Here is a 21,684-nt window from a genome sequence, read left to right as displayed (position 1 = left end):
TTACGCTTTCGCTTTCGCCACGGTCACCATCGCAGCGCGAATGGTACGGCCGTTCAGGGTGTAACCTTTCTGCATCACGCCCAGCACCTTACCGGCTTCCACCTCTTCGGACTCCACCATAGCAATCGCCTGGTGAACGTTTGGATCCAGCGGTACGTCGGTATCGGCAATAACTTCCACGCCAAACTTACGCACCACGTCGAGCATGGATTTCAGCGTCAGTTCGATACCTTCGATCATCGCCGCGTTGTCCGGATTCGCTTTGTCAGCCACTTCCAACGCGCGATCGAGGCTATCAATTACCGGCAGCAGTTCGTTGACGAATTTCTCCAGCGCAAATTTATGCGCCTTCTCAACGTCCTGCTCGGTACGACGACGCAGGTTTTCCATTTCCGCCTTGATGCGCAGAACACCATCGCGTTCGCGATTCTGTGCTTCTACCAGCTGGGCTTCCAGATTCGCAATTTTTTCATCGCGCGGGTCCACCTGCTCAGCAGATGCGTCTGGCTCTACAGCCTCAACTTCATCGTGCTGTTCCGTGATAATTTCTTCAGGGGCTTGCCCCTCAGGCGTTTTCTGTTCTTTACTACTCATGAATTTCTCCGCGTTTTTCTGCATTCATCTCGCTAACTTCGCTTATTATGGGGATCAGTTTCCGGGATTCAAGGGAACAAGACAGATTGTCATCATTCATCAGGCACAAGGACCTCCAGAAAATGAATAATCATTTCAGGTGTATTGGGATCGTCGGGCATCCGCGTCACCCTACCGCATTGACGACACATGAAATGTTGTATCGCTGGTTGTGTAGCAAAGGCTATGAAGTGATGGTCGAGCAGCAGATTGCCCAGGAGCTGCAGCTGAAGAGCGTCAAAACCGGCACGCTGGCGGAAATTGGCCAACAGGCCGATCTCGCCGTGGTAGTGGGCGGCGACGGCAACATGCTCGGTGCGGCCCGCACGCTGGCGCGCTATGACATTAAGGTCATCGGCATCAACCGTGGCAATCTCGGCTTTTTAACCGACCTTGACCCGGACAATGCGCAACAGCAGCTGGCCGACGTGCTGGAAGGCCACTATATCAGTGAAAAACGCTTTTTACTGGAAGCGCAGGTATGCCAACAGGACTGCCAGAAGCGCATCAGCACCGCGATTAACGAGGTGGTCCTTCACCCTGGTAAAGTGGCGCACATGATCGAGTTCGAAGTCTATATCGACGAAATCTTTGCCTTCTCCCAGCGTTCTGACGGGCTGATTATCTCCACCCCGACCGGCTCAACCGCCTACTCGCTTTCTGCCGGCGGCCCGATCCTTACACCCTCGCTGGATGCCATTACCCTGGTGCCAATGTTCCCGCACACGCTCTCCGCCCGCCCGCTGGTCATCAACGGCGACAGCACGATACGTCTGCGCTTCTCGCACCGCCGTAACGACCTGGAGATCAGCTGCGACAGCCAGATAGCGCTGCCGATCCAGGAAGGTGAAGATGTCCTCATTCGTCGGTGTGATTACCACCTGAATTTGATTCATCCGAAAGATTACAGCTATTTCAACACATTAAGCTCGAAGCTTGGCTGGTCAAAAAAATTGTTCTGATTTTGCATCCAGTACTTTACTGTATATAAAACCAGTTTATACTGTATGAAAACACAGTCATGGTTTTTCATACAGGAAAACAATTATGCTGGCACAACTGACCATCAGCAACTTTGCCATTGTTCGTGAGCTTGAGATCGATTTCCACAGCGGCATGACGGCGATCACCGGGGAAACCGGCGCAGGTAAATCCATTGCCATTGATGCCCTCGGCTTGTGCCTTGGCGGCCGCGCAGAGGGCGATATGGTGCGCATGGGCGCAAACCGTGCCGACCTGTGCGCCCGTTTCTCCCTGAAAGACACCCCTGCCGCCCAGCGCTGGCTGGAACAGAACCAGCTTGAAGATGGACGTGAGTGTTTACTTCGCCGCGTCATCAGCAGCGACGGTCGTTCACGTGGCTTTATCAACGGCACGGCGGTTCCGCTTTCCCAGCTTCGCGAACTCGGCCAGCTGCTTATCCAGATCCACGGTCAGCACGCGCATCAGCAACTCGTCAAACCAGAACAGCAGAAAGCGCTGCTGGATGGCTATGCGGGTGAGTACGCGCTTACTCAGCTTATGGCGGAGCACTATCGCCAGTGGCATCAGAGCTGCCGCGAGCTCGCTCAGCACCAGCAGCAAAGCCAGGAGCGCGCCGCACGTGCGGAGCTGCTGGCGTACCAGCTTAAAGAGCTGAACGAATTCAACCCGCAGCCGGGTGAGTTTGAGCAAATCGACGAAGAGTACAAACGCCTGGCGAACAGCGGTCACCTGCTCTCAACCAGTCAGAATGCGCTCAACCTGCTGGCGGATGGCGAAGACGTGAACCTGCAGAGCCAGCTGTATAACGTCCGCCAGCTGATTACCGAACTGGTCGGCATGGACAGCAAGCTTTCAGGCGTCCTGGATATGCTGGAAGAAGCGGCGATTCAGATCTCCGAAGCCAGCGACGAACTGCGCCACTACTGTGAACGTCTGGATCTCGACCCGAACCGTCTGTTCGAGCTGGAGCAACGTATCTCCCGTCAGATTTCACTGGCGCGCAAGCACCACGTCACGCCGGAAGAGCTGCCAGGCTACTATCAGTCTCTGCTGGAAGAACAGCAGCAGCTTGACGATCAGGCTGACTCGCAGGAAACCCTCTCTCTGGCGGTGAACCTGCACCATGAACAGGCGCTGGCGACAGCGCAAAAACTGCATGAAATCCGTCAGCATTACGCCCAGGAGTTAAGCCAGCACATCACCGACAGCATGCACACGCTGGCGATGCCGCACGGCGTCTTCACCATTGATGTCCGCTTTGAAGAGAACCACCTGACGGCAGAAGGTGCGGACCGCATCGAGTTCCGCGTCACCACCAACCCGGGGCAGCCGCTGCAGGCTATTTCCAAAGTGGCCTCCGGCGGTGAACTGTCGCGTATTGCACTGGCGATTCAGGTGATTACCGCGCGTAAAATGGAAACTCCGGCGCTGATTTTCGATGAAGTGGATGTAGGTATCAGTGGCCCAACGGCGGCGGTAGTAGGTAAACTGCTGCGCCAGCTAGGCGAATCAACGCAGGTGATGTGTGTCACCCACCTGCCACAGGTCGCGGGCTGTGGTCATCATCACTTTATCGTCAGCAAAGAAACCGACGGTGAAATGACCGAAACGCACATGAAGCCGCTGGATAAACGTGCGCGCCTGCAGGAGCTTGCACGCCTGCTCGGCGGCAGCGAAGTCACGCGTAACACGCTCGCGAACGCGAAAGAACTGCTGGCGGCATAAACTTTTTCGGGATCTCAGGGTCATACAGAACAACAAAAACGCCGCCAGACCGGTTTCAAAGTGGGGCAAGGTCTATTATCATCGGCATATTACATATGAGCCGCGTTCTGCTCGGGCCCGAAAAGGAATCAAATCACTATGCGTTGTAAAATGCTGACCGCTGCCGCAGCGGTTCTTCTGATGTTGACCGCAGGCTGTTCCACTCTGGAGAAAGTGGTTTACCGTCCTGACATCAACCAGGGGAACTACCTTACCCCTAACGATGTGTCCAAAATCCGTGTGGGGATGACACAACAGCAGGTCGCTTATGCACTGGGAACCCCGATGATGTCCGATCCGTTCGGCACTAACACCTGGTTCTATGTATTCCGTCAGAAGCCGGGCCACGAAGATGCGACCCAGCAGACCCTGACGCTGACCTTCAGCAGCGCCGGTGTGTTGACCAACATCGACAACAAGCCTGCCCTGACCAAATAATCAGAAGTCAGAAATGCAAAAAGGTGCTCATTGAGCACCTTTTTTGTATCAGAATTCTTGCGCAGAATCGTAGCCCCGGTAAGCGAAGCGCCACCGGGGGAGAAAGCGCTACTTACCCGCCTTCTCCGCACGCTGACGACGCAGCTCTTTCGGGTCGGCAATCAGCGGACGATAAATCTCAACCCGGTCGCCCTCTTTCAGCACATCACCCAGCTTCACCGGACGGCTGTAAATCCCGACCTTATTCTTCGCCAGGTCGATATCGCTGCGAAGCTCAAGGATGCCGGACGCGCGGATAGCTGCCTCAACGGTTGCCCCCTCTTCCAGCGTCACGCGCTGCAGATACTGCTTCTCCGGCAGCGCGTACACCACTTCTACAGCAATCTTATGCGACACTGTAAACCTCTTTGGCGCGGGTGGTGAACGCCTGAACCATATTGGATGCCAGCTCTTTAAAGATGCGGCCAAACGCCAGCTCAATCAGCTTATTGGTAAATTCAAAGTCCAGCTGGAACTCGATGCGGCAGGCGTCAGCGCTCAGCGGCGTAAACTTCCAGCCCCCCATCAGGGTTTTAAACGGACCATCCACCAGATGCATCAAAATACTCTGATTGTTGGTCAGCGTATTGCGGGTGGTGAACGTCTTGCTGATCCCCGCTTTGGAGACATCCACCGCCGCGGTCATCTGCGTCGGGCCGGACTCCAGAACGCGGCTCCCGGTGCATCCCGGAATAAATTCTGGATAAGACTGAACATCGTTCACTAACTGATACATTTGTTCCGCGCTGTAAGGCACGAGCGCAGTACGGCTAATCTGAGGCATAGCATTTCCCATGGTCACACAACGGACAAATAATAACATTTATCACCTGTTAAAAAAACGCTAAGCCTCATCTCGTGCTAAGATAGCGCGTTAGACCTCACAGGACGCAATGAGGTGACTTTTTGAAATCAGATTACCGACGGCTTTACGACACTTATGACGAAGAAAAAAGCACATAAACCAGGCTCGGCGACCATTGCGCTCAACAAGCGTGCTCGCCACGAGTATTTCATTGAAGAAGAATTCGAAGCTGGCCTTGCGTTGCAGGGCTGGGAAGTAAAATCGCTGCGCGCCGGGAAAGCCAACATCGGCGATAGCTACGTGATCCTGAAAGATGGCGAAGCCTTCCTGTTCGGCGCGAACTTTACGCCGCTGACCGTCGCCTCCTCACACTACGTGTGTGACCCAACGCGCACCCGCAAGCTGCTGCTGAACAAGCGTGAGCTGGAATCCCTCTACGGACGCATCAACCGTGAAGGTTTCACCGTGGTCGCCCTGTCGCTGTACTGGAAAAACGCCTGGTGCAAAGTGAAAGTTGGCGTCGCGAAGGGTAAAAAACAGCACGACAAACGTACTGACCTGAAAGAGCGCGAGTGGCAGTTGGACAAAGCGCGCATCATGAAAAACGCAGGACGTTGATTCTGCACACTTATTGTACTATTCAATAAGTTAGCGTTCCGGGCTGGTATCCAGGAAGTGAAATCTGGTATACTCAGTTCAACACTATTGGGGCTGATTCTGGATTCGACGGGATTTGCGAAACCCAAGGTGCATGCCGAGGGGCGGTTTGCCTCGTTAAAAGCCGCAAAAAAATAGTCGCAAACGACGAAAACTACGCTTTAGCAGCTTAATAACCTGCTCTGAGCCCTCTCTCCCTAGCTTCCGCTCTTAAGACGGGGATCAAAGAGAGGTCAAACCCAAAAGAGATCGCGTGGAAGCCCTGCCTGGGGTTGAAGCGTTAAAACTAATCAGGCTAGTTCGTTAGTGGCGTGTCTGTCCGCAGCTGGCGTGCGAATGTAAAGACAAACTAAGCATGTAGTACCGAGGATGTAGAAATTTCGGACGCGGGTTCAACTCCCGCCAGCTCCACCAAAATTCTCCATCGGTGATTACCAGAGTCATCCGATGAAGTCCTAAGAGCCCGCACGGCGCAAGCCCTGCGGGCTTTTTTGTGTCTGCAATTTGTCCCGCGAAGTCCGAAGAGAACTGATTAAATTCACACCTTTAAGACATATTATAAAGCTTTATTAATTACGAGACGCTTAAAGACTATGAAATTCCGGTAAGAGCAAGCCAGACTGTAAATAGAACCGTTTCAGTTCCATTCATTTTTTGTGACTTAGTTCAAATAAAGAAGATGCCGACATCCTATCGGCGTAATATTTTTTAGTTATTAATAGGGGGCTTCATTCAACGCACTTAAAAGATAAAAAGACCACTAAAAAGAAGTCAGCATCATTAACATCATTAATCAGTTAGTAGCATCTATCGATATAGAAAATTATCATTATATAGTGGTCGGTAATTTATTATACCCGTTCTAATCACAACCTATTTTTTAAGTAAGAATGCGCTGATGGTGAAATATCTGTTCCTAAACACGTACGTCCCAGTTCAGAAGCAGCAATTAAAACGGCACCGGAGCCAAAAAATGGATCACAAACAGATTCACCTTGAATGGTACTTTGTTCAATCAATATCTTCATTAGATCAACAGGTTTTTCGGTTGGATATCCTCTTGCAACTCTCTTAGCCTCAAGAATGTCAGGTATACCCAAGTTATTGAGTTTCCTCTTACCTTTTTCAAAAAATAATACAAACTCATATTTGGCACGATAATGATACCCCATTCCAATTGACATTTTGTTCCAGACAATCGGCTTCCAAAATTTAAAGCCTACATCTTCAGCAACTGGTTTCAAGTGGAACATGGTTTCTTGATCACAAAAAATATAAGCATGTCGATTATTTTTAAGAACACGGTACATTTCCGTCAAAAGCTCTCCAAACCTATGATTTGGGAAGATAGAGAACCACTCATTACTTGACGACTTACTTACTTTCAAACGAGTTGTCGTTCCTACTTTTCTATGTTTTTCAAGTGATTCGTACGGAGGATCTGTCACAAAAAGATCAACACTCCCAGTCGGGAGTGTTTTAAGCCATTCTACTGCATCTAAATTATTTAAATTCATTAAGTTATCACTGTATTGCATAATCTCTGTTGGGTGAGATCAACCGGTGAAGATTGTCCTTTATCTGCCCCCCTACAGTCAATACAATAGCTTTGAGCGCCATCAGGGTTGGTGGGTGTGACTCTGGCTTCCGTTGTACCAAAATCCTCAGGATAACGTCGAAATATATGCTGTTGACCATGAGTAGAGGAACAAAGCGGACAACTTTTGTGTTTACCATCTATAGACCAAATCCCTTTATTCAGAGCTTTACCACAACAACTACATGCAGCCATAAGAACCTCCCTTTAAAAAAATCGGATAAAGATGATTTACATTCCCCGAAATCACCTTTGATAGATTTATCTTCTATCTTTTAAGCAGAGTCAACAAAAAAAAACGAAACAATTACCAAAATTATTAAACCGTGATCAACAACAAATTTCTATTATAAAATCAGTGGGTTGAATGTTAGTTTAACAAAAAAATAAATTTGGAACGTGTATCTAACATTCATTTCAACTAAACACTACTGATAACTTCCGTAAGGAAGTTATCAAAACGCATTTAGCCTGAATTACATTTGAATTATTAAAAAATTGTTTAAAAGAATTATATTTATAAATTATAAATTCATTTAAAATCAATAAGTTAAAACCAGGTAACAATTAAAAACATTAAAATATATCTTTCATTACAATAGCCGATTGTCGCGACTGCTAATACTCTGCAATGCCTATTCGACATTTTTCGTTTGCTAAATGTTTACCTTTGACAAACATCAACGACGCCTCCCCTCCCATTATGCAGAATAAAAAAAAACCCACCCAGCGCTACGGATTAGCCGTCCAACCCGGAAGGAACCCCAACCATGTACAAACCCATAACCGTCATAATCTTCATTCTCCTGACCCTCGCCGCCCTTGCTGAAATAGGCTTTTTATCCTTTGGATAATCCTCAGGCGAAATACCTCTCATCAGGGCACATTGATCTCATTACAGTTTTTTCCTAAAGCCATCCCGCTTCGCCTGTGCCATGCTGAATCACGCTCATAACCGATAACGTTAAATGAGGATATTATGAAAAAAACAATTATCGCATTATCTGCCGTTCTGCTGGCTTCCCCAGTATTTGCTGCGACCACACATGCAACTGACGATACCGTCGCTGCGGCGAACGCAAACGCCAACGAGGCGAAGCAAAAACTGCACGAAGAGCAGAACAAAGGTGAAGAGCTGAAGCTGAAACAGAAGCATGCTGCGGAAGGTAAAAGCGAGAGCCTGGGCAGCAAGGTCAGCGAAGATTCCCAAAAAGCCTGGCATAAAACCAAACAAGGCACCGAGAAAGGGTGGGATGCCACCAAAGAAGGCGCTGAGAAAGGCTGGAACAAAACCAAAGAAGGTGCCAGCGAGCTGGAAAAGAAAGTCACTGAGTAATCCCTTCGAAAGGCCGCAGACGCGGCCTTTTTTATTCCCCGTAGCTCTGTGTTCTCAAGGCTACACTTGTCACCAGGTCCGGTTATCGCGCTCCGGTTGAAATAATGTCAACAAAGCCGAATAGATCCCGGAGGTAACGCGTTTACTCCCTGCCCCCCTAAATGAGATCCTGAGATGCTGCGACGCCTGGTGATAGTACTGGTTTTGGTTTGTCCGTGGGCGATGGCTGCCCCGAAGAGCTACATTATCGACACCGATAACACCGACATTCGGCTATCGTGGCATGCCTTCGGCGGCATCCTCTCCTGGGCGACGTTCAGCGGCGTGACGGGTGCCGTGACGCTCAACCCGGAAAACGACGTCGACGACCATATTCACGTCACCATTCCTGTCGCGACGCTTGTGGCGTCGAACAAGCTGCTCACCTGGCAGCTGAAAAGCGACATGTTTTTTGAATCTGAGCGCTACCCGACTATCGAGTTCATCAGCTCTCGCGTGGTCGCCCAGGGCGACGGGCGGTTCAGGGTATTCGGCACGCTGACCGTGCGCAACATCGCCCGCCCGGTGATCCTGGAGGCCATCGTAAAAGACCCGCATGCGCAAGCCCTCACGCTGGATGCCACGACGGCGATCTCGCGCGCGTCCTACGGGATGGATAAGTTTGCGCTGGTCGTGGACGATCGTATTGCCATCGCCATTGCGATTAAGACGAACGACGTGCCCTCATCCTGAGATGAGCCGCTGGAGCTGCTCCGCGTTTTCCCGCAGGTGAGACGGCGGGTTGCGGCCAATCAGGACAAGCTGGTAGCCCGCCTCCTGCCACCACGCCAGGTTCATGCTGTGCCGGTGCTCCTGGCGCAGAGAGGCCGTCGTCTTCTCATCTACAGGAGAGATACAGAGCGCCATCGGGCCGTAGTCGGCGTTGATCCAGGCAATTTGCGCGATCGAGGTAGTTTCATAGCGCAGCATTCGCACCATTTTCAGCTCAGCCCCCTGCAGGACAAGCTGCGACATCTGCAGCTTCATGCCGATGTCCTGCGCGGCCCGTTCCAGCCCGCGCTGCAGGACCGGCGTTGCGCTGTCCATATCCAGCAGCGTTTCGACGCTGTAAAGGGACATATATTGCGCTTCGAGGTCGCGAATGTGGGCGTTCTCATCCGCCTGCGCGGAAGCGGGCCGCAGCAGGTAGCCCAGCCCGGAGCCGACCATCAAGAAGCTGACCGAGGCGGCAATCAGCGCCCGCCTGCTGACGCCGACCGGCGTGGAGGACTGGGGATCGGGAATCGCTGCCAGACGCGCCTGCATTGTCTCCAGAGGGGCGTCATCCAGCAGGGAGGTAAACGCCCCGGCGAAATCCTGGCTGCTTTTCATCAGTTCCGCGGTCCGCCCGGAGAGGCGTTCGTCACTTTTCAACTGTTCTTCAAATTGCTGCGCGTCGGCGCGGCACATCTCGCCATCTATCCATGCCACGATAGCGTCGTCGTTATAGGGCGGTGCAAAACGGTGCGAGTTCAAGAGCGTTTCTCCTTTACCGGAGGCAGTGCGTCAGCGGACCTGGCAAGCCGAGCCCGCGCCGTCGCCAGTCGACTCATCACGGTACCGATTGGCACCGCCAGGGTCTCCGCCGCCTCCTGGTAGGTAAAGCCTTCGACATAAACCAAAAATACCGCGTTGCGCTGGGCTTCAGGCAGCGCGTTAACGCGCTGCATCACCTTCAGATAATGCAGGCGCGTCTCATCCTGTTCGCGGGTGTCTGGCGCCATGAGCTCGTCGCTGGCCACAAACCCCTGCCCCTGACGCACGTGTCGTGCCCGAAGCTCAGAGATCCAGATGGAGTGCAGTATCGCGAACAGCCACCTGTCGATGCGCGTGCCCGGCGTATACTGGCTGCTCCTTTCAAGCGCACGCACGCAGGTGGACTGAACCAGCTCTTCGGCGATATCCCTGTTTCGCGACAGCACCAGCCCATAGCGCCAGAGACGCGACAGGTGTGCCGCTAGCTGTTGACGAACCTCACGGGTAGCGATGTGTTTTCCCTCCACGAGAAAATCAGGATTCCGGATGTCCGTTGATGGCGGCCTGCAGGTCACGGTACTCTTCGCAGGACTGGCCACAAATACCGGCAATCACCTTCAGCTGTTCTTTCGCGAGATCGGGACGTCCTTTTACCATCCACGCTTCACCGAGATACTCCCGGGCTTTGGCATAATCCGGTGCGATAGCCAGCGCGCGCTGGTAGTAACCAATACCTTCGTCCGTGCGGCCAAGTTTGCGCGTGGCGAACCCGCGATAGTTCCACGCTTCAGCCGTATTGCCATTTTTCAGCGAATCAAGCAGATTCAGCGCCGCCTGGTACTCGCCTTTCTTCGCAAGATGGTACGCATAGTTGGTTTTGTCCTGGTCGCTGAGGCTGCTGCTCTTGTCCGGCACGCATTTCTGGGTGGCGCTGTCATACACCTGTCCGGAAGGACAGTCGGGCGTTTTGCTCTCGGTACTATTATCGCCCATGGCCAGCGCCAGTGGAGACAGCAGGGAAAAAATCAGCACCGGGATCAAACGAAACGAGGTCGTGTTCATATAAAGCTCCAGGGTAAGAAGAGAGTGACGTCAGTAAACGCCTGACTGACGAGTTTTATTCATTCTCCCCGTAATTTTTTTACTGTCGCAAAACCATGCTGATGTCGTAGCCCCAGTGAAAATGAATCAGGTTATTTCACCCTTGTTTTAACGTTATTATTTTCGCGCGATAGCAGAGTTTTAACTCCATATGAGAATATATTTTATTTCTCAAGCAACATAATATATCTTATATCAGAAACGTTACCCTAACTTAAATGCATATTAAGCACACTTAAACAATAACGTTTGACATTATATTAAAAACACTCCCTACCAATAATCATACTGCGTAATCCACATTAACAATCAGCATCAGAGAGCCAGACAAAAACAATATAAAACATAGAGTTGAACCAATTTAACTATTAGCGGAGCGAATATATTAATACCCTCTTCACTATTTCAGCACTTATTTACGAAAGCTTAATTTGCACAACTTACGTTTTCTGTCTATATCATTTTTATATCCTCAAAATAATTCCTCTATTAATTACAGGGTTTTATACGACAAAAAATACCAACAAAAACGGTTCACTTTCATAAGAAATTAGATTCGCTCTGATGTTGCCACTCTGAATTCTGGCGGGCATCGTGCGCGCTAAAAACAACGGTCAGTGCTGCGTGATAGCAGCGACTGCGCCGGGGGCGCCCTTTACCTTCTGCAGAGATGGCTCGTCTTGCTCGCCGTTCATGACACATCTGCTGGAGTAATACCTAAATGAGCCAAATCTCTGTTATATCGAAACTTACTGGCGTGGAAACGACCACGGAAGGCACACAGGTTACGCTGAGCCATTCCTCTATCGTTGAGCTTCACGTCGAGCGAGCGAGCGTCTCCCACTTCGCGCGAAGTGGTAACGATCTGCTGGTTACGCTGCACTCCGGCGAGGTGATCACCCTTAAAAATTTCTACGTCACGGACGCGCAGGGCGTAAGCCAGCTGGTACTGCAGGACAGCAACGGCGCATTATGGTGGATTGAAGATCCAACCGGAGCCGCGACGTACGAATCTATCGCCTCTACGGACGTGCTGCTTGCAGCCTCCGGGAGTGACGCCGGCGGCGCCGCCATCTGGCCGTGGGCACTGGGCGGCATTGTCGCAGCGGGCGGCATCGCGGCGGCGGCAAGCACCGGTGGCGGCGGCGGGGGTGGCGATGACGGCAATAACAATAGCACCAACCCCAACACACCTGTCGATCCGGATACAACACCGCCGAATGCGCCTTCCGGTCTTAAGTTCTCTTCAGATGGCAAAACCCTCACCGGTACCGCCGAACCCGGCAGTACCGTTACGCTGAAAGACGCGAACGGTAATGTTATTGGTACAGGAAAAACGGGCAGCGACGGCAACTTTACCGTCTCCCTCGGCACACCGTTGACCAACGGCGAGCAGGTGACCGCCACCGCGACGGATAACGCCGGGAATACCAGCCCGGGCACAACGCTCAACGCGCCGGACATCACCGCGCCCGATGCGCCAGCAATCACCAGCGTAACGGACGATATTGCCCCGCAGACGGGGGCAGTCAGCAACGGCGGCAGCACCAACGATCAGCGTCCGCAGCTTAGCGGCACCGGCGAAGCGGGCTCGACCGTGACGATTTATGACGGCGGCGTCGCTATTGGTACGGCGGTGGTCGCCAGCAACGGCACCTGGACCTTTACCCCGTCGGTTGACCTGAGTGAAAGCACTCACCAGATTACCGTGCGGGCAACCGACGCCGCAGGCAACACCGGGCCAGCCTCACCGGTGTTTACCCTGACGGTGGATCTTACCCCGCCAGACGCACCGACCGCGATTGTGCTGACCGACGATACGGGCGTTATCAGAGGGACCATTACCTCAGGCACCCCTACCGATGCTTCACAGCCGATCCTGGCGGGAACGGGCGAACCCGGTGGAACAATCACTATCTACGATAACGGCGTCGCGGTTGGAACCACAACGGTGCTGCCGAACGGCACCTGGAGCGTCACGCCAGACGGCCCGCTCCCGGACGGGACGCACACGATAACCGTCGTTGAAACCGATGCCGCCGGAAACCAGAGTACGGCATCAGAACCTATCGTCTTCACCGTGGATACCACACCGCCGCTGGCCCCCGGCGACCTCGTCGTTTCGAATGATGGCGGCACCATCACCGGCACCGCCGAGCCAGGCAGCACGGTAACCATCCGTGAAGGCGACGTCACCCTTGGCACTGTTGTTGCCGATAGCCAGGGGAACTTCAGCCTGACGCTGAGCCCGCCGAAGATCAACGGCGAAATCCTGACCGCTGACGCCACTGACGCTGCGGGCAACACCGGGCCTGCAACCGCCGCAGCGTCACCGGATATTACCCCACCGCAGACGCCAATTATCGTATCTGTGATTGATGATGTGCAGGCCACCACCGGGCCTGTGGGCCCGAACGGGATCACCAACGACCGGGCGCCGACCGTGAACGGAACGGGCGAGGCGGGCTCGACCATCACGATTTATAACGGCAGCGATGTCCTCGGTACGACGGTTGTTCCCTCCTCCGGCCTGTGGAGCTTTACGCCGTCCACACCGCTGACCGATGGCACGTACGTGCTGACGGCAACGGCGACGGATCCCGCCGGTAACCCGAGCGGAATATCAACCGCGTGGACAATTAACGTCGACGGGACGGCACCTGGCGCCCCGGTAATTTCACAAGTCGTGGACGATGTCCCCGGGCGTACCGGCTCGCTTGATATTAATGAGACCACCAACGACGCCACCCCGACCCTCAGCGGTACCGCCGAACCAAACGCAACGGTTACCCTCCGCGTGGACGGTGTTGCTATTGGTACCACCGTCGCCAATGGCCTTGGCGTGTGGATCTTTACCCCTGACACCCCGATCGCTGAAGGCCCACATACCCTGACCGCCGTCGCAACTGACGCGGCGGGCAACACCAGCAACGTCTCCAACAGCTGGGGCATCACTATTGACAGCGTGGCCCCGGGAGCGCCGGTCATTACCCAGGTTGTGGATGACGTGCCAGAACGCCTCGGCGCGCTCAATTCTGGTGACAGTACCAACGACACCACGCCAACGCTCAACGGCACCGCGGAGCCGGGCTCAACCGTCACCATCCGCCAGGACGGCGTCGATGTCACAACGATTGTGATCGACAGCAGCGGCACGTGGAGCTATACCCCGACCACGCCGCTTGTTAACGGCACCTATACCTTTACCGCCGTTACCACCGATGGGGCGGGTAATACCAGCCAGCCGTCAAGCGGCTTCACTCTGACCGTCGATACCACACCGCCAGCAGCAGCCACCATCGCCACCGTGACGGATGACGTCGGCGGCGTTCAGGGCACGCTCAGCAGCGGCGATACCACGGATGACACCCAGCCGCTGCTGCAGGGCTCCGCCCCGGCGGATGCGTTGATCACCATTTATGACGGTGCCACCCTGCTCGGTACCGCTACGCTCGACGGTAGCGGCGGCTGGAGCTTTACACCCGTTACCCCGCTCACCGACGGCCCGCATTCCCTGACGGTTCACGCCACGGATGCCGCCGGCAATACCACCATCTCCAGCCCGTTTGTATTGACGGTGGATACCGTCGCGCCTGCCACGCCGGATATCCCGACAATTACCGTCAATCCTGGCGGCACAGAAATACCGCTGAACCCGGGCGAGACCACCCGCGACACCACGCCGACCCTTAGCGGTACCGGCAATCCGGGCGATACCGTGACGATCTACAACGGCGGCGTCAAACTTGATGATGTGCTCGTGGACGGTACCGGCAACTGGACCTGGACACCCGCTACCCCGCTGCCTAACGGCACCTATGACATTACCCTGACCGTGACCAACATGGACGGCACGGGCAACGAAAGCGCCCCGTCGCAGCCGGTCACCATCACCATTGACACCGATGCACCGGCTACGCCTGCGGCACCGGTGATCACCGACAGCGTTAGCCAGATCACCGGCCCCGTTCCCGATGGCGGAACCACCAACGATCCGCGTCCGGTCCTGAGCGGCACCGGCACGGCGAATGACGTTATCAACATCACTGATACCGTTAACGGCACACCGACCGTCGTGGGCACCGTCACGGTAGACAGTAACGGCAACTGGAGCTGGCGTCCTGACAGTAATATTGGCGAGGGCAGCCACGTTTATACCGCCACCGCCACCGATGAGGCGGGCAACGTCTCTGACCCGTCTCCAGCGATTACGATTACCGTAGATACCGTAGCACCGGATACGCCGGTATTTGACGCCGTCGGGGGGCAGCCGAATGGTGGCTTTATCACCGACGCGACGCCAACCGTCGGAGGAACCGGCGTTAACGGTGAGACGGTCATCGTTTACAACAACGGCGTCGAGGTAGGACGTGTCGATGTCGTTAACGGAGAATGGAGCCTTGTCCTGCCACAACAAACGGACGGCCTGCTGAACATCACCGTTGCAGCAGTGGATGCCGCAGGTAACGTCAGCGCGCTGAGCCCGGTCGTTTCCGTCACGCTCGATACCGTAGCGCCAGAGATCCCGGTCATTAGCGCCGTAGCTGACAGCCAGCTGTCCAATAACGTGCTCTACACGAAAGACGGCACGCCGACGCTCACCGGAACCAGCGAACCCGGCACTACCGTTATCGTCTCCGTCGACGGTAACCCGTCTGGCGTGCCGGTGACGATACAGCCGGACGGCAGCTGGAGCTGGACTGCCGGTACAACATTGCCGGATGGTCCGCATACGTTCACCGTCTCGTCTGTCGATCCTGCCGGTAACACATCAGGAAATTCAGCACCGTTGAGCGTGACGGTGGATACCGCCGCGCCTGCCGACCCGATCAACATGGCCCTGGCTCAGGAAGGAACACCGCTGACCGGTAACGCCGAGGCAGGAAGTACCATTACCGTGAAAGACAGCGGTGGTACCGTCATTGGTACCGGCGTTGTCGGCAGCGACGGCAGCTTCTCCATTGCGCTGAGTCCGGCTCAGCTGGATCCGACCACTCTGACCGTGAACGCTACGGACGCCGCAGGGAATGCCAGCGCGGGCGTGCCTTTTGTCGTCACCGACTCGTCGCTTGAGCTGCCGCAGGTACCTGTCATCACGGCGATCGTCGATGACGTGGACCCGGTCACCGGCGATGTGAAAGGCAAAACCACCAACGACACCACGCCAACGCTTACCGGTACGGCCGAAGCGGGCAGCCTGATCACCATTTATCAGGACGGTAGCGCGACCCCATTGACGACGGTGACCGCCGACGGCAGCGGCAACTGGAGCTATACGCCAGCCGCGCTTGGCGAGGGGCTGCATACCTTTGAGGTGACCGCGACCCTCAACGGCGCCACCAGCGGCCGCTCTCCGGCGGCCAGCGTAACCGTCGACCTTACCGCGCCGGGCACACCAACTATCGGTGCGGTGATTGACGACGTTGGTCCGGGCACCGGCCCGCTGACCAGCGGCCAGACCACCAACGACAATCAGCCGACCCTCACCGGCACCGGCGCGGTGGGCGATACCATCTCCATCTACAACAACGGCGTGCTGCTGGACAGCGTGGTAATCGGCAATACCGGCACCTGGAGCTACACCACGTCGCCCCTGGCAGAGGGTAATAACGTCCTGACCATCCGCGAGACAGACCCGGCGGGGAACCAGAGCGGTCCTTCGGCGGGCTTCACCGTCGTGGTGGACTCCGTTTCCGCCACGCCGGTTATCACCAACGTCACGGATAACGTCGGTAACGCCGCCACTACGGTGGTTAGCGGCAGCGAAACGAACGACGCCACGCCAACCCTTTCGGGGACTGCGGACGCAAACAGCGTGGTGACCATTTTCGACGGCGGCACGCAGATTGCCGTGGTGACGGCTGACAGCAACGGCGCATGGACGTTTACCCCTGACACCGCGCTCGGCGAAGGCTCGCACAGCTTCACCGTTCGGGCGACCGATCCGCAGGGCAACGTCAGCGCGGTGTCAGCCCCATGGAGCGTGGTGGTTGACCTGACGGCACCGACGGTTCCGACGCTTGACACGGTGAACGACAACGTCCCTGGCGGCGTCACGGGCAACCTCACCAGCGGCCAGGTGACCAACGACAGCACCCCAACCATCAGCGGCACCGGGCTTGCGGGCAGCACCATTCACGTCATGAACAACGGCACGCAGATTGGTACTGCGGTTGTTGACGGAAGCGGCAACTGGACCTTTACGCCGACCACACCGCTGGGCGATGGCAGCTACTCCCTGCGCGCGTATGCAACGGATGCGGCAGGCAACGCCTCGGCGAACTCGTCGGTCTTCGCCTTCACCATTGATACCGCGGCCCCTGGCGTACCGGTGGTGACCAGCGTGATTGACGATGTCGGTCCGGCCACCGGGACGCTCACGACAGGCAACAGCACCAACGACGCGCGTCCAACCTTCAACGGCACGGGCGACGTGGGTTCTACCGTGCACGTGATCGTTGATGGCAACGAAATTGGCACTGCCGTGGTCAATGCCCAGGGCATCTGGACCTTCACGCCGGGTACCGATCTGCCCGACGGACCACACGCCATCACCTTCAACGCCACCGACGTGGCTGGCAATACCGGCAGCACGACGACGCCGTTTAACCTGACGGTGGATACGGGCGTGCCGTCGGCGCCGATCATTTCGACCGCGGGTGACAACGCGGGCAGCATTCAAACCCCGCTCACTTCCGGGCAGAGCACCGACGACACCACGCCGACGCTGAACGGTACCGCGACCGCCAATGCCACGGTCACCGTGTATGAGAACGGGCAGCCGGTCGGCACCGTGCAGGCGGACGCTACCGGCGCATGGAGCTTTACGCCGTCAACGCCGCTGGCCAGCGGCAGCCACACCTGGACCGCCACGGTTACCGATGCAGCGGGCAACGTCAGCCCGACCTCGCCGGACTTTACCCTGATTGTTGATACCGCGGCACCGAACGCGCCGGTTATCAGCCAGGCGATTGACGACGTCGGCAGCATTACCGGTCCGCTCACGTCCGGGCAAACAACCGACGATACGGTACCGCGCCTTGTCGGGACCAGCGAACCGTTTGCCACCGTGAAGATCTATGAGGGAACTACGCTTGTCGGAACGGGCACCGCGGACGGCAGCGGAAGCTGGAGTATCTTGCTCACCACCACGCTGACGGCGGGCGCGCACAGCTTCACCGCGCAGGCGACGGATGCGGCAGGCAACACCAGCGTGTCGTCCACCAGCTTCAGCCTCACCGTCGACACCACGCCGCCTGCGCTGCCGGTGCTGACCAGCATTCTGGATGACGTGGGCAATGCGGCAACGCCGGTTGCGAACGGCGGGTTCACCAACGACGCGCAGCCAACCCTCAGCGGCACGGCGGAAGCAGGTTCTACGGTGAAAATCTTTGATAATGGCGTGCAGATTGGCAGCGTGACGGCCACCGGCGGAGCGTGGAGCTATACGCCTTCTCCGGCGCTCAGCAACGGTCCGCACAATTTAACCTTTACCGCCACCGATGCGGTGGGCAACGCCAGCGCGCCTACCGCCGGGTATGTGATTAACGTCGATACCCTCGCGCCGGGCGCACCGGTCATCAGCTCGGTCATTGATGATGTCGGCAGCGTCACCGGGCCGGTGACCGGTACGAACCCGACCAACGACACGCGCCCAACGCTGAGCGGCACAGCCGAAGCGAATGCCACGGTGCGGATCTACGATGGCATCACGCTGGTGGGCACGGTGACCGCCGACGGCAGCGGCAATTGGACCCTGCCGCAAACCACCACCACGCTGACGCAAGGCACCCATAACTTCACCGCTACGGCCACCGATGCGGCGGGCAACACCAGCGTGGCGTCAGCCGTGACGACGATTATCGTCGATACGACCGCCCCAACGGCGCCGACCGGGACCTTCAACGCCGACGGTAGCGTTCTGACCGGGACCGCGGAGGCAGGCAGCACCGTCTCTATCCGCCTTGCGGACGGCTCGACGGTGACCGCCATTGCGGGCAGCAACGGCACCTACAGCTACACCTTCATTAACAAACAAACTGAAGGCCAGACGCTGCAAATCACCGCCACCGACGTCGCAGGTAACACCTCGCTGCCTGGCTCCGCCCTTGCGCCGGTGGTGCCGCTCTCCGCCAGCAATAACGTCGAAGAGCTGAACCTCAGCACCACGGCGACCGTGACCAACAGCCAGTACAGCGATTACGGCTTCCTGCTGGTCGGCGCCGTAGGCAACGTTCTGACGCTGCTGGGCAATGATACCGCCCAGGTGAACTTCACGGTGGGCAGCGGCGGCAGCGCGGATATCGTGGTGAACGCCAACGCTACGGGGGCGGTGCTTTCTCTGCTCAATACCCTGGAGCTGGTGGTTCAGCATTACGTCAACGGCGCCTGGACCACCGTGGTGGATACCGGCCAGCCACAGTTTGCCGATCTGCTGACCCTCGGCGCAACCGGCGTATCGCTGAACCTGTCCGGGCTGGCTGACGGCGACTATCGCGTGCTCAGCTACAACACCAACCTGCTGGCGACTGGCTCCTACACCAGCCTCGACGTGGCGGTAAAAGAGACCGGTCCGGGTACGGTCACAGGCGATACCAGCCTCAACGGCAACGTGATCCTCGATACGGACCCGACCGCCGGCAGCGACAACGCGCCGGCCGGAACCACTATCTCCGCGGTCACTAACGCCCAGGGCGTCACCACCAGCGTGAACGCCGACGGCACGGTGATCCAGGGGCAGTACGGTACGCTGACCATTAACCGCGACGGCAGCTACACCTACAACCTGACCGACACCAGCGCCGCAGTCATTGGCCGGACGGAGAGCTTCACCTACACCATCACCCATAACGGCGTCAGCGCGTCAGCAAACCTGGTGCTGTCTCTGGGGGCCGGTACGGTAATCAACGGCATTGTGGCGGTGGACGACACGGCCTCGCTGACCTTTGACACCACCGTGAGTGAGATTAATAACGGCGCCTCGTCTCAGAACGGTTTTACCCTGGTGGGCATTAATCTCGGCAGCACGCTGGGGCTTAACCTGCTGGACGACATGACCAACCCGATTATCTACAACGTGGAGGAAGGCACGACCCGCACCATGACCATCCAGGCCTCCGTGGGCGGCGTGGCGCTGGCGTCGGTATTCGATCTGTACGTCTATAAGTTCAACAACGCCACCCAGACCTTCGAGCAGGTTCGCGTCGAGTCGGGCTGGCTGCGCGCTCCGCTGCTGGGAGGAACGTCATCCCAGCTGACGCTGAATCTGCCTGCCGGGGAGTACCTGTTCTTACTCAATACCGCCTCGGGGATCGCCGTCCTGACGGGGTATACGCTGAGCGTCCTGCAGGATCATGTCTACAGCGTGGCGAGCATCAGCGAAACCACTACGGGCGACGTGCTGGCGAATGACCCTGTTCCGGCGGGCACGGTGGTCACGGAAGTGAACGGCGTGACGGTCAACAGCAGCGGCACAACCGACATTCAGGGGGAATACGGCACGCTGACCATCAATTCGTTGGGCCAGTACACCTATACCCTGAGAAGCGGCGTGGGGGCGGACCATATCAGCACGCCGGACACCTTCGTCTACACCGTTACCGCGCCTGACGGCTCAAAGGATACGGCATCGCTTAACATCACCCCAACCGCGCAGGCGATGAATGCGGTTAACGATGTCAGCACCACGATGGACCTCACCTCGGTGCACCACACGTCGGTCTACTCGGATACTACCGTGGGTGTCGCCAACTGGACGACGGCGCTGTTTTCATCAACCCAGGGCTCCGGCAGCGGAACCTTCGTGGTCGACCCGAACACCGCGCTGCACAACGCGTCGCTGCACTTTAACGTAGCCTCGCTGCTGTCGCTGGGCGGGCTGACGGTAAACTGGTCCATCAGCGACGGCTCGGGCGTGATCCGCAGCGGCTCCTTCAGCGGCGGCTCGCTGCTGGGCGGCAGTATCGACGTCCCGCTGACCGGGCTGGATCTCAACGCCGGGACCTATACGCTGAACTTTACCGGTAGCGTCCCGGGGCTGAGCGTGGGGACCATCACCATCACGCCAAGCGTGAACGGCACCACCTACTCGCTGAGTGATTTCGACGTCACCGGCAGCCACACCGTCAACGGCAATATCTTTGACGGCACCGACTCTGGCGGCGTGCTGGATCAGCTCCACTCGGTGGATACCCGTCTGAGCGTGACCGGTTACAACGGCGTGGCCACCACGCTGGATCCGTATACCGGTAGCGCAACGGTGAACATCACCGGCCATTACGGCATCCTGGCGATCGGCGCTGACGGTCATTACACCTATACCCTCAACAGCGGGGTATCGCTCTCATCCATGACCTCGAAGGAGACCTTCAACTACACCCTGACTGACGCCAACGGCAACACGGATACCGCCACGCTGACCATCAATATGGCGCCGCAGTTCATCAGCTCGGAGCATAACGACGCCATCACCGGTACGGCCTACGGCGATACGCTGATTTACCAGGTGCTGAACAGTACGGTGGGGAATGCCACGGCGGGTAACGTCAGCAGCACCGCGGGCGATCACTGGACCGGCTTCTCGCTGGCGCAGGGAGACAAGATCGACATCGGCGATCTGCTGGTGGGCTGGGACGGCAATACCGCCTCGTTGGGGAGTTATATCCATGTCACTAATAGTAATGGCAATACCGTGATCTCCATCGACCGTGACGGCGCAGGAGCCACCTACACTAATACTACTCTCGTTACGCTTGATGGCGTTCAGACCACCTACGACGAGCTTGTTAACCAGCAACACATCATTACCTGATAGCA

At 56.5% G+C, this 21,684-nt stretch carries 14 protein-coding genes and 1 other RNA gene; 8 read left to right on the top strand and 7 right to left on the bottom strand.

Features of this window, described 5'->3' with window-relative positions; translation table 11 throughout:
- A complete protein-coding gene (gene grpE, locus NQ230_RS05690) occupies window positions 1–594 on the bottom strand; it encodes a nucleotide exchange factor GrpE (protein WP_023308880.1) in 594 nt (197 codons plus the stop codon).
- Between the two features lie 122 nt (window positions 595–716).
- Here grpE and nadK point away from each other — a divergent pair, with 122 nt between their 5' ends.
- The 3 genes from nadK to bamE all read left to right on the top strand — a co-directional run bounded on the left by nadK (window position 717) and on the right by bamE (window position 3,819).
- A complete protein-coding gene (gene nadK, locus NQ230_RS05685) occupies window positions 717–1,595 on the top strand; it encodes an NAD(+) kinase (RefSeq protein ID WP_008502500.1) in 879 nt (292 codons plus the stop codon).
- 85 nt (window positions 1,596–1,680) lie between these two features.
- The gene (recN, locus tag NQ230_RS05680) at window positions 1,681–3,342 is read left to right on the top strand and encodes a DNA repair protein RecN (RefSeq protein WP_032660461.1); all 1,662 of its coding nucleotides are present in this window, start codon (window positions 1,681–1,683) and stop codon (window positions 3,340–3,342) included.
- Window positions 3,343–3,480: 138 nt separating this feature from the next.
- On the top strand, window positions 3,481–3,819 hold the full coding sequence (gene bamE / locus NQ230_RS05675; protein WP_008502502.1) for an outer membrane protein assembly factor BamE: 339 nt from the start codon (window positions 3,481–3,483) through the stop codon (window positions 3,817–3,819).
- A gap of 108 nt (window positions 3,820–3,927) precedes the next feature.
- Here bamE and NQ230_RS05670 read toward each other — a convergent pair whose 3' ends face one another.
- Window positions 3,928–4,215: an RnfH family protein gene (locus tag NQ230_RS05670; protein WP_023308884.1), complete on the bottom strand. Its 288-nt coding sequence runs from the start codon at window positions 4,213–4,215 to the stop codon at window positions 3,928–3,930.
- The gene (locus NQ230_RS05665; protein ID WP_257260379.1) at window positions 4,205–4,642 is read right to left on the bottom strand and encodes a type II toxin-antitoxin system RatA family toxin; all 438 of its coding nucleotides are present in this window, start codon (window positions 4,640–4,642) and stop codon (window positions 4,205–4,207) included. The genes NQ230_RS05670 and NQ230_RS05665 overlap by 11 nt, the downstream gene beginning before the upstream one ends.
- Window positions 4,643–4,798: 156 nt before the next feature.
- Here NQ230_RS05665 and smpB point away from each other — a divergent pair, with 156 nt between their 5' ends.
- The gene (gene smpB, locus NQ230_RS05660; RefSeq protein ID WP_008502505.1) at window positions 4,799–5,281 is read left to right on the top strand and encodes an SsrA-binding protein SmpB; all 483 of its coding nucleotides are present in this window, start codon (window positions 4,799–4,801) and stop codon (window positions 5,279–5,281) included.
- A gap of 89 nt (window positions 5,282–5,370) precedes the next feature.
- Window positions 5,371–5,734, top strand: a transfer-messenger RNA (tmRNA) gene (ssrA, locus tag NQ230_RS05655).
- Between the two features lie 452 nt (window positions 5,735–6,186).
- On the opposite strand, the gene NQ230_RS05650 is transcribed toward ssrA, so the two are convergent.
- On the bottom strand, window positions 6,187–6,858 hold the full coding sequence (locus NQ230_RS05650) for a DNA-methyltransferase (protein WP_257260377.1): 672 nt from the start codon (window positions 6,856–6,858) through the stop codon (window positions 6,187–6,189).
- 1,038 nt (window positions 6,859–7,896) lie between these two features.
- On the opposite strand from NQ230_RS05650, the gene NQ230_RS05645 reads away from it, so the two are divergent.
- Window positions 7,897–8,253 (top strand): KPN_00521 family repetitive protein, encoded by a 357-nt coding sequence (locus NQ230_RS05645; protein WP_029740047.1) that lies wholly within the window; start codon window positions 7,897–7,899, stop codon window positions 8,251–8,253.
- 174 nt (window positions 8,254–8,427) lie between these two features.
- Entirely contained in the window at window positions 8,428–8,985 is a 558-nt protein-coding gene (locus NQ230_RS05640; RefSeq protein WP_159514746.1) for a YceI family protein, read from the top strand.
- Here NQ230_RS05640 and NQ230_RS05635 read toward each other — a convergent pair.
- From NQ230_RS05635 to NQ230_RS05625, 3 genes are read right to left on the bottom strand one after another with little or no spacing between them, the layout of a single operon-like run.
- On the bottom strand, window positions 8,977–9,768 hold the full coding sequence (locus NQ230_RS05635) for an anti-sigma factor family protein (protein WP_257260375.1): 792 nt from the start codon (window positions 9,766–9,768) through the stop codon (window positions 8,977–8,979). The two genes, NQ230_RS05640 and NQ230_RS05635, sit on opposite strands and share 9 nt — an antisense overlap.
- Window positions 9,765–10,295 (bottom strand): sigma-70 family RNA polymerase sigma factor, encoded by a 531-nt coding sequence (locus NQ230_RS05630; RefSeq protein WP_257260374.1) that lies wholly within the window; start codon window positions 10,293–10,295, stop codon window positions 9,765–9,767. Before NQ230_RS05630 ends, NQ230_RS05635 begins: the two co-directional genes overlap by 4 nt.
- A 7-nt stretch (window positions 10,296–10,302) precedes the next feature.
- On the bottom strand, window positions 10,303–10,830 hold the full coding sequence (locus NQ230_RS05625; protein WP_159514749.1) for a tetratricopeptide repeat protein: 528 nt from the start codon (window positions 10,828–10,830) through the stop codon (window positions 10,303–10,305).
- Between the two features lie 760 nt (window positions 10,831–11,590).
- Between NQ230_RS05625 and NQ230_RS05620 the strand changes: the two genes are divergently transcribed.
- A complete protein-coding gene (locus NQ230_RS05620) occupies window positions 11,591–21,679 on the top strand; it encodes a BapA/Bap/LapF family large adhesin (RefSeq protein ID WP_257260370.1) in 10,089 nt (3,362 codons plus the stop codon).
- Window positions 21,680–21,684 lie beyond the last annotated feature (5 nt).

The sequence above is a fragment of the Enterobacter asburiae genome (assembly GCF_024599655.1).
Lineage (GTDB): Bacteria > Pseudomonadota > Gammaproteobacteria > Enterobacterales > Enterobacteriaceae > Enterobacter > Enterobacter asburiae_D.
This window is presented reverse-complemented; position numbering and strand designations above follow the sequence as displayed.